Source organism: Gallaecimonas xiamenensis 3-C-1, assembly GCF_000299915.1.
GTDB classification, from domain to species: Bacteria; Pseudomonadota; Gammaproteobacteria; order Enterobacterales; family Gallaecimonadaceae; genus Gallaecimonas; species Gallaecimonas xiamenensis.
This window is the reverse complement of sequence record NZ_AMRI01000047.1, coordinates 1-8,422: the sequence shown is the minus strand read 5'-3', so window position 1 is coordinate 8,422 and position 8,422 is coordinate 1. Positions and strand designations below refer to the sequence as shown.

Genomic DNA, 8,422 nt, shown 5'->3' with positions numbered 1-8,422 from the left:
CTTGGCAACGAGGCGGCATTATAGGGACCTAAACGCAGGCTGCAAGGGGTTTTTGCTAAAAAAATCCAATACCGGCTTCCACACAACTCACGCACCGCTTAAACACAACTTATCCACAGAAAGAAGGGCTTTACAGAGGAGATGATTTCCATTTAGGCTAAAAATCGTTCTTGTCGGAGTGCCTTAGGGCTGAGATCACGCTAGACGTGGGATCCGTGGAACCTGATCAGGGTAATACCTGCGAAGGGAACAAGTGAGACACACAACCGAAAACCGTCTCCCGGATGGGGTGCAGCTAGGCTGTACCTCTCTCACCGTGCACATCGGCCAGCAACGTTTTTGTCTTTTAAAAACGAGGTTAGCCATGTCTACATCATCATCCTTCATCCAGGGCCAGCTGAGCCCGGACGTCACCCAGCCGTTGCCGGGTTCCCGCAAGCATTACCTGCAAGGCAGCCGTGCCGACCTCCAGGTGCCGGTGCGCCAGGTGCTGGCCAGCGACGGCAGTGGCCAGGTGCTGGCCAACCTCTATGACAGCTCAGGGCCCTTTAGCGACCCGGCCCAGGCCGTGGATATCCGCCACGGTTTGCCGGCGGTGCGGGAAAACTGGATTGCAGACCGGGGCGACACCCAGTTGCTGGCCGGCTTGAGCTCCGACTTTGCCCGCCAAGCGGCCGGGGAAGACAGCACCCTGCCCCGATTCAAGCTGCCCAGGGCCCTTCGCAAGGCCAAGGCCGGCAAGCGGGTAACCCAGCTGCATTACGCCAGGGCCGGTATCGTCACCCCCGAGATGGAATACATCGCCATCCGCGAAAACATCGGCCTGGCCGAGGCCAGTCAGGAGCGCTGCCACCCGGGCCAGGACTTTGGCGCCACCCTTCCTGCGGTCATAACCCCGGAGTTTGTGCGCCAAGAAGTGGCCGAGGGCCGGGCCATCATTCCCGCCAATATCAACCATCCGGAAGCCGAGCCGATGATCATCGGCCGCAACTTCCGGGTGAAGGTGAACGCCAATATCGGCAACTCATCGGTGTCCAGCGGTGTCGATGAGGAAGTGGAGAAGCTCATTTGGGCCACCCGCTGGGGCGCCGACACGGTGATGGATCTGTCCACCGGCCGTAACATCCACCATATCCGCGAATGGATAGTGCGTAACTCGCCGGTGCCCATAGGCACTGTGCCCATCTACCAGGCGCTGGAGAAGGTCAAAGGCATAGCCGAGAACCTGACCTGGGAACTGTTCCGGGACACCCTGATTGAACAGGCCGAGCAGGGGGTGGATTACTTCACCATCCACGCCGGGGTCAGGCTGGCCTTTGTGCCCCTGACCGTGGACAGGGTCACCGGCATCGTCTCCCGTGGCGGCGCCATCATGGCCAAGTGGTGCCTGGCCCACCACCAGGAGAGCTTCCTGTATCAGCACTTTCGGGAGATCTGTGAGATCTGCGCCGCCTACGACGTGTCGCTGTCCTTGGGCGACGGCCTGCGCCCCGGTTCCATAGCCGACGCCAACGACCAGGCCCAGTTCGCCGAGCTGCGCACCCTGGGGGAGCTGACTAAGATCGCCTGGGAATACGACGTGCAGGTGATGATTGAAGGCCCAGGCCATGTACCGATGCAGCTCATCAAGGAGAACATGGACGAGCAGCTCAAGCATTGCCACGGCGCCCCTTTCTACACCCTGGGGCCGCTCACCACCGACATTGCCCCTGGCTACGACCACATCACCTCCGGCATAGGGGCGGCGCTGATCGGTTGGTACGGCTGCGCCATGCTCTGCTACGTCACCCCCAAGGAACACCTGGGCCTGCCCAACAAGGACGACGTCAAAGAGGGCCTTATCGCCTACCGCATTGCCGCCCATGCTGCGGATCTCGCCAAGGGCCACCCGGCCGCCCAGGCCTGGGACAACGCCCTATCCCGTGCACGCTTTGAATTTCGCTGGGAAGACCAGTTCAACCTGGGGCTGGACCCGGTGCGGGCCAGGGAGTACCACGACGAGACCATTCCCAGCCCGGCCGGTAAGGTGGCCCATTTTTGTTCCATGTGCGGGCCCAAGTTCTGTTCCATGAAACTGAGCCAGGAGCTGTCGGCCAACCGCGACGGCCTCAAGGCCCAGGCGGAACGCTTCAAGGAGCAGGGAGCGCAGATCTATGTCAGCCAGGATTGATGTGCAGATCCAGGGCTTTGGGCTGATGGGGCGCCTGCTGTGCTGGCGCCTGAAAAAGGCCGGGCTCAGGGTGGCCTGGACCGATCCTCGCCCGGCCAGCGCCGCCGGCTGGGTGGCGGCGGCCATGCTGGCTCCCAAGGCCGAGGCGGTGCTGAGCAGCCCGGCCATATATGAGATGGGCAGCGCCGCCCTGCCCCTGTGGCAGGTCTGGCTCGGCGAGCTTGGCGGTATCCAGCATGGTTTTACCGGCACCCTGGTGGTTAGCCACCCCCAGGACCAAGCCCTGATGGGGGATTTTCACCAGCGCAGCCAAAGCGAGCCTTGCCAAGTAGGGGACCTGGAACCGGCCCTGGCCGGTCGCTTTGGCCAGGGTCTTTGGCTAAGCGGCGAGGGTTACCTGGACAACCAAGCCCTGATGAGCCGCTTGGCGGAGCTGACGGGGGACGATGAAGGGCAGGCTCAGGCCGACATCCTGGTGGATTGCACCGGCGCTGCCGCCGAGCTGCCCGGCCTTCGCGCCGTACGCGGCGAAGTGGCCAGGCTGCACGCCCCGGAGGTCACCCTGACCCGGCCGGTACGGTTGCTGCACCCTCGTTACCCTCTTTATATAGTGCCGCGCCCTAACGGCCGGTACGTGGTGGGGGCCACCGAAATAGAAAGCCGGGACGACAGCCCGGTGTCGGTGCAGTCGGCCCTTGAGCTCCTGTCTGCCGCCCACAGCCTGCACCCCGGTTTTGCCGAGGCGCGTATCGAGTCTTTGCAGGTGGGGCTACGCCCCGCCTTTACGGACAACGAACCACACCTGACCTGGCAAGGCAATAGGCTCAGCATCAATGGCCTTTACCGCCACGGTTTTATGATTGGCCCAGTGCTCGCCGAGCGGGCGGTCAGGGAAATCAAAGCCCACCTGGGGGGCCGCCATGCTCATTGAGTTCAACGGCAAGCGCCAGCTGCTCACCGGCCCCCAGCCCCTGGCACGGTTGCTGGACAACAACCAGGCCAAGCCGCCCTTTGCGGTGGCGATAAATGGCCGCTTTGTGCCCAAAGGCCAATACGCTTCTCTTTATATAAAGGAGGGAGACCGCATCGAGGTGCTGGCTCCCATGGAGGGTGGCTGATGCGCCTTTATGATGTGGAACTGACCAGCCGCTTCTGGCTGGGCACGGCCGGTTACCCTTCACCGCAATTGCTGCTGGATGCCGTCCAGGCCGCCAGGCCCGGGTTGATCACTTGTAGCCTGCGCCGCCAGGGCCAAGGGGGCAACGACTTCTGGGGCTTCTTACAGGCCCTGGGTACTCCACTACTGCCCAATACCGCCGGTTGCCGCACCGTGGACGAAGCGGTGAACCTGGCTTTTATGGCAAGGGAGCTGTTTGCCACCAACTGGTTGAAGCTGGAGATCACTGGCGACGACTACAACCTGCAGCCGGACCCCTTCGCCCTGGTGGACGCCACCCGCGAGCTGAGCCGTGAGGGCTTCCAGGTCTTCCCCTATATGACCAACGATCTGGTGCTGGCCAAGAAGCTGCTGGATGCCGGCGCCCAGGTGCTGATGCCATGGGGGGCACCCATCGGCTCGGGCCAGGGGCTGAGTGACCTCAACGGCCTTAAGGCCCTGCGCCAGCGCTTGCCCAAGGTGCCCATGGTGATTGACGCAGGCATTGGCCGCCCCTCCCATGCCTGCCAGACGATGGAGCTGGGCTTTGATGCGGTGCTGGCCAATACCGCCGTGGCCAAGGCGGCCAGGCCTGCCGCCATGGCCGGCGCCATGGCACGGGCGGTGGACGCCGGCAGGGCCGCCTTTTTGGCCGGCCCCATCAGCGCCCGGGAACTGGCTCAGGCCAGCACCCCTGTGGTGGGCACCCCCTTTTGGCACCAGGAGCCGCAATGACAAACCTCGAACCCGCCCAGCTGATGCTGGGCGCAGAGCAAGACCGCTTGCAGCTGGGCCCGGTCACCCTGGTACTGAAACACAGCCAAGGGCCACTGGCCCAATCCCCCAAGGACTGGGACCACTGGCTGGCCCTTCGCATGGAGGGTGACACCCTGCCGCTGCTGCACGGGGAAGCCCCGGCGCACCCCTTCGCCCCCTGCCCGGCCCGCCTGGGCTTTTATCCCGTGGTGCCCGACGCCAGCTGGCTACCCCGGCTACTGGATTTGGGAGTGGGCACTGTGCAGCTGCGCTTTAAGGGCGACCCCTCGGCGGCGGAGCGCCAGGTGGCCCTGGCGGTGAAGGAGGCCCAGGGCTATAAGGCCCGGCTTTTTGTCAACGACCACTGGCAAGCCGCCTTGCACCATGGCGCTTATGGCGTGCACCTGGGCCAGGAAGACTTGCTGAGTGCCGACTTGGAAAGGCTCAGCCTGAGCGGTATTCACCTGGGCCTTAGCAGCCACGGCCTGTTCGAGCAGGCCAGGGCCTTGTCGCTAAGGCCTTCCTACATTGCCTTTGGCGCCATCTTTCCAACCACCACTAAAGATATGCCCAGCGCCCCCCAGGGTTTGGATAAGCTCAAGGCCTTCTGCCACCGCGCCGGGGCCACCCCCACAGTGGCCATTGGCGGTATCGACCTTGATAACGCCGCTGCGGTGCTGGCCCAGGGTCCGGGCAGCCTGGCGGTGGTCAGGGCCGTTACCGAAAGCGGCCAGCTTAAAACCGAGGTCGGCCGCTGGCTGGCCCTCTGTGGAGGTTAAGATGCGCCATCACCGCCAAACCCTGCTGTGGGGACAGGCCGCCCAGGAGCAACTGGCCGGCAGCAAGGTGGCCATAGTAGGCCTGGGGGGACTTGGCAGCCCGGCGGCACTCTACCTGGCCGGCGCCGGCGTCGGCCTGCTGCGCCTTATCGATGCCGACAAGGTGGAGCTAGGCAACCTGCACCGGCAGATCCTCTATAAGAGCAGCCACCTGGGCCGGGGCAAGGCACAAATGGCCCGCCGCCAGTTACAAGCCCTGGACCCAGGCTGCCAGATAGACGAGTGCCCCTCTTATATAGAGGAAGGCAATATCGACCGGCTGCTCACCGGGGTGGACCTGGTGCTGGACTGTGTCGATCAGCTGGCCGGCAAGCAGCTGCTGAACCGCTGGTGCGTCAGCCGGGGGGTGCCATTGGTGTCGGCCATCGCCAACCGCTGGCAATGCCGGGTGCAGTTGGTTCACAAGGGACCTTGCCTGGCCTGCCTTTATGGCCAGGCCCAGCATGGTGATGGCCGCTGCGACACCCTGGGGGTGGCCGGGCCTGTGCTGGGTATGGCGGGAAGCTTCCAGGCACTGTTGGCCATCAAGCACCTGCTGGGCTTGGCGCCCGCCGCTGACAGCCTACATCTATTTGACGGGGAGCAGCTCAGTTGGCGCCACTGGCAATTGACTGCCGACCCAGACTGCCCCGTTTGCCAATAAAAAAGGCCGCTGCTGCGGCCTTTTTCGTTACTGGTTGGGAGCCGTTATCTTGCCCTGCCCCAGGGTGCGGTCGAAGAAGCGGGTAATGGTCTTGTACTGGTGGATGCGGGTTTCCTTACCGTACAGAGAGTGCTTGGCACCGGGATAGGCCATGAACTCGAACAACTTGCCCTGGTCCTGCAGCTGCTTGATGAGCTTGGTGGTGTTGGTGAACAGCACGTTGTCGTCCGCCATGCCGTGGTAGATCAACAGCTCCCCTTTCAGATCCTTGGAGTAAGGGAATACCGAGGACGCCTCATAGCCCTTGCCGTTGGCCTGGGGAGTGTTGAGGTAACGCTCGGTGTAGTGGGTATCGTACAGACCCCAATCGGTCACCGGAGCGCCGGAAACACCGGCGGCAAAAGTATCGCCGGCCTTGAACATGGCCATCAGGGTCATGTAGCCCCCGTAGCTGTGGCCATAGATACCGACCCGGCCCCCATCCACATAACCCTGGGCTTTCAGCCAGTTGGCCCCCAGCACCTGGTCATGCAGTTCAATTTCCCCCAGATGCTGGTAGATAACGTCTTCAAAGGCCTTGCCACGATTTTCGCTGCCCCTGTTGTCCAGCTGGAACACCACATAACCCCGGCTGACCATGTACTGGGTCCAGAGGTTGGCGTCGCTCCAGGCGTTGACCACCAACTGCGCGGTGGGGCCGCCGTAGACCCGCACTATGGCCGGGTAGCCGCCCTCTGGCATGGGGGTGCTGGGCTTAAAGACGCGATATTGCAGGGACTTGCCGTCTTCGGCTTGCAGGGTACCGTACTGGGGTTTCACCCAATCCTTGAGATAAGGCGCCAGGGGATGCTTGGCGTCCAGGCGGTTTTCCACCAGGTAGGCCTTGGGAGTACCGTCGCTGCTGTGCAGTGAAACCTGGGGGGGCTGGTCCAGGCTGGAGTAGAGATCCAGGTAGTGGCCGCCGTCCTTGCTGAAGGAAATGGCGTGCCAGCCCGGCCTTACCGACACCTGCTGGGGCTTGGCAGCGGTGCTGCCGTCCAGGCGGGTACGGTACAGCTGGCGCTCCTTGGGATCGCTTACCCAACCGGTGAAGTAAAGCCAGCCATTGGCCTCATCCACTTTGGCCAGGGCTTCCACCTGCCAGTCGCCCTGGGTCAGGGGTTTTAGGGCACCGTCCTTCAGGCGGTACAGGTGCTTAAAGCCGCTGCGCTCCGAGGCCCAGATCAGGCTGTTGTCCTCTTTTAAAAAGCGCAGGTCGTTGTTGAGGTTGACCCAGGTCTTGGCCTCTTCCTTGACCAGCACCTGGCTGGCGCCAGTCTTGGGATCGATACCGCGCAGTTCCAACTGGTGCTGGTCCCGGCTTTGCCATTGGTAGGTGAGCAGGCTGCTGTCGTTGCTCCAGGCGACCCTGGGGATATAGATATCCTTGTTGTCGCCGGTGTCGAACCAGCGCACCTGGTCACCAGCGATGCTCACCACCCCCAGTTTCAGGGTAACGTTGTGGTCTCCGGCGGCGGGGTAACGCTGCTGGATAAAATCGATGCGATCGGCATAGATCTCGTTGCGCACCACTTCCGGGACCGGGGTTTCGTCCACCTGCAAGAAGGCGATTTGCTGGCTGTCCGGTGCCCACCAATAACCGGTGAGACGGCCCATTTCTTCCTGGGCCACAAACTCGGCCATGCCGTTTTTGATGGGGCCTTGACCGTCCTGGGTCAGGGCCTGTTCCTGGCCGCTGGCCAGATCCAAGACGAAGATGTCCTGGTCACGGATAAAGGACACCTTCTTGTCGTCCGGGCTGAACTTGGCGTCAAGCTCAAAGGCGTCGGTCTTGGTCAGCTGCCGCGCCTTGCGGCTGGCAAGATCGTAGTAATAGAGGTCGCCGGCCAGGGGGAAAAGCAACGCCTTGCCGTCGTGGGACCAGTGGTATTCCACTATGCCGGAGGCAAAGAGCCGTTGGCGTTCGCGGCGGGCCTTCTCCTCATCGGACAGCTGTTCGGCGCCCTTATGGAGATCGTCCGAGTCCACCAGGCGGCTCAACTTACCGCTGGCAACGTCATAGGCCCAGAGATCGAGACGGTTGGCGTCGTCGCTACGCCCTTGCAGGAAGGTCACCAGCTTGCCGTCGGGGGAGAAAGTGGGTGCCCTTAGCTTGGCCCCGGCCAGACCGGGGTCCGAGAAGATACGCTCAATGGTCAAAGGCTGGGCTGCCAGGGGGGCAGCGGCCAGTAATGTGATTGCAGGCAGGATTGTTTTCATTGTTGCCCTGTTCCTTGGATGGTGTCAGGGCCTTTGTGCCATGTTACCCCTGGCCTTACAAGTTTTGTCGGACCAGCGCCATACCCGCCAAGGCCAGGAGTATGGTGAGGCTAACGTTAAGGAAGATGTTGAGGCCAGCCTTGAGAAAGTCCCCTTGCTGCAGCAGCAGCACGTTATCCATGGCGAAGGTGGAATAGGTGGTCAAGGCCCCCAAAAAACCCAGGCCGATCAGTTGGCGCCAGGGGTGGGCATCGATATGGCCGGCAAAGACCAGGCCCATCAAGATCCCCATCAGGAAAGAGCCCAGGGTATTGACCAGCAAGGTACCGTAAGGAAAGCCCCGGCCCAGCAGCCAGACGCAAAATTCACTGATGCCAAAACGCAGCATGGCGCCCACGGCACCGCCCATGGCAACAAACAACAGTCCTTGCATGACTTCCTCTTGGCTCTGTCGAAAGGCTTAAGCCTACCGAGAGCCGCCGTTGGATACCAGACTGGCGCCTTTAGTTAGTTAAAATCGGAAATTTTGGCCAAGAAACGGGCAGAACTGAGGCTATAGATGGTGAAATTTACGGCCCTTTTCCGAGGCTTTAAACGCA

The 8,422-nt window shown here is 62.3% G+C and carries 8 protein-coding genes and 1 riboswitch; of the genes, 6 read left to right on the top strand and 2 right to left on the bottom strand.

Annotated elements, in window-relative coordinates:
- The first annotated feature begins 164 nt into the window (after positions 1–164).
- A riboswitch (TPP riboswitch) is annotated at positions 165–266 on the top strand.
- Between the two features lie 98 nt (positions 267–364).
- The 6 genes from thiC (at position 365) to B3C1_RS19005 (ending at position 5,564) form a co-directional block, all read left to right on the top strand.
- Complete coding sequence (thiC, locus tag B3C1_RS19030) at positions 365–2,170, top strand: phosphomethylpyrimidine synthase ThiC (RefSeq protein WP_008486853.1); 1,806 nt, start codon at positions 365–367, stop codon at positions 2,168–2,170.
- The gene (locus B3C1_RS19025) at positions 2,154–3,101 is read left to right on the top strand and encodes an FAD-dependent oxidoreductase (protein ID WP_008486852.1); all 948 of its coding nucleotides are present in this window, start codon (positions 2,154–2,156) and stop codon (positions 3,099–3,101) included. Before thiC ends, B3C1_RS19025 begins: the two co-directional genes overlap by 17 nt.
- Positions 3,091–3,288: a sulfur carrier protein ThiS gene (gene thiS / locus B3C1_RS19020; protein ID WP_008486851.1), complete on the top strand. Its 198-nt coding sequence runs from the start codon at positions 3,091–3,093 to the stop codon at positions 3,286–3,288. The genes B3C1_RS19025 and thiS overlap by 11 nt, the downstream gene beginning before the upstream one ends.
- A complete protein-coding gene (locus B3C1_RS19015) occupies positions 3,288–4,061 on the top strand; it encodes a thiazole synthase (RefSeq protein WP_008486850.1) in 774 nt (257 codons plus the stop codon). Before thiS ends, B3C1_RS19015 begins: the two co-directional genes overlap by 1 nt.
- 140 nt (positions 4,062–4,201) lie before the next feature.
- Positions 4,202–4,861, top strand: a complete 660-nt coding sequence (gene thiE, locus B3C1_RS19010; protein WP_051012970.1) for a thiamine phosphate synthase — start codon at positions 4,202–4,204, stop codon at positions 4,859–4,861.
- A gap of 1 nt (position 4,862) precedes the next feature.
- Positions 4,863–5,564 carry a HesA/MoeB/ThiF family protein gene (locus B3C1_RS19005; protein ID WP_008486848.1) on the top strand — a complete coding sequence of 234 codons (702 nt, stop codon included), beginning with the start codon at positions 4,863–4,865 and terminating at the stop codon, positions 5,562–5,564.
- A gap of 27 nt (positions 5,565–5,591) precedes the next feature.
- Here the strand turns inward: B3C1_RS19005 and B3C1_RS19000 are convergent, their stop codons facing one another.
- Both B3C1_RS19000 and crcB read right to left on the bottom strand, forming a co-directional pair.
- Positions 5,592–7,823 (bottom strand): S9 family peptidase, encoded by a 2,232-nt coding sequence (locus tag B3C1_RS19000; RefSeq protein WP_008486847.1) that lies wholly within the window; start codon positions 7,821–7,823, stop codon positions 5,592–5,594.
- A gap of 55 nt (positions 7,824–7,878) precedes the next feature.
- Positions 7,879–8,256, bottom strand: a complete 378-nt coding sequence (crcB, locus tag B3C1_RS18995) for a fluoride efflux transporter CrcB (protein ID WP_008486844.1) — start codon at positions 8,254–8,256, stop codon at positions 7,879–7,881.
- Positions 8,257–8,422 lie beyond the last annotated feature (166 nt).

What these genes read in the sequence shown, in the direction of transcription:
- thiC (WP_008486853.1), top strand. Translation starts at nt 365, where the DNA reads ATGTCTACATCATCATCCTTCATCCAGGGCCAGCTGAGCCCGGACGTC.
- B3C1_RS19025 (WP_008486852.1), top strand. Translation starts at nt 2,154, where the DNA reads ATGTCAGCCAGGATTGATGTGCAGATCCAGGGCTTTGGGCTGATGGGG.
- thiS (WP_008486851.1), top strand. Translation starts at nt 3,091, where the DNA reads ATGCTCATTGAGTTCAACGGCAAGCGCCAGCTGCTCACCGGCCCCCAG.
- B3C1_RS19015 (WP_008486850.1), top strand. Translation starts at nt 3,288, where the DNA reads ATGCGCCTTTATGATGTGGAACTGACCAGCCGCTTCTGGCTGGGCACG.
- thiE (WP_051012970.1), top strand. Translation starts at nt 4,202, where the DNA reads ATGGAGGGTGACACCCTGCCGCTGCTGCACGGGGAAGCCCCGGCGCAC.
- B3C1_RS19005 (WP_008486848.1), top strand. Translation starts at nt 4,863, where the DNA reads ATGCGCCATCACCGCCAAACCCTGCTGTGGGGACAGGCCGCCCAGGAG.
- B3C1_RS19000 (WP_008486847.1), bottom strand. Translation starts at nt 7,823, where the DNA reads ATGAAAACAATCCTGCCTGCAATCACATTACTGGCCGCTGCCCCCCTG.
- crcB (WP_008486844.1), bottom strand. Translation starts at nt 8,256, where the DNA reads ATGCAAGGACTGTTGTTTGTTGCCATGGGCGGTGCCGTGGGCGCCATG.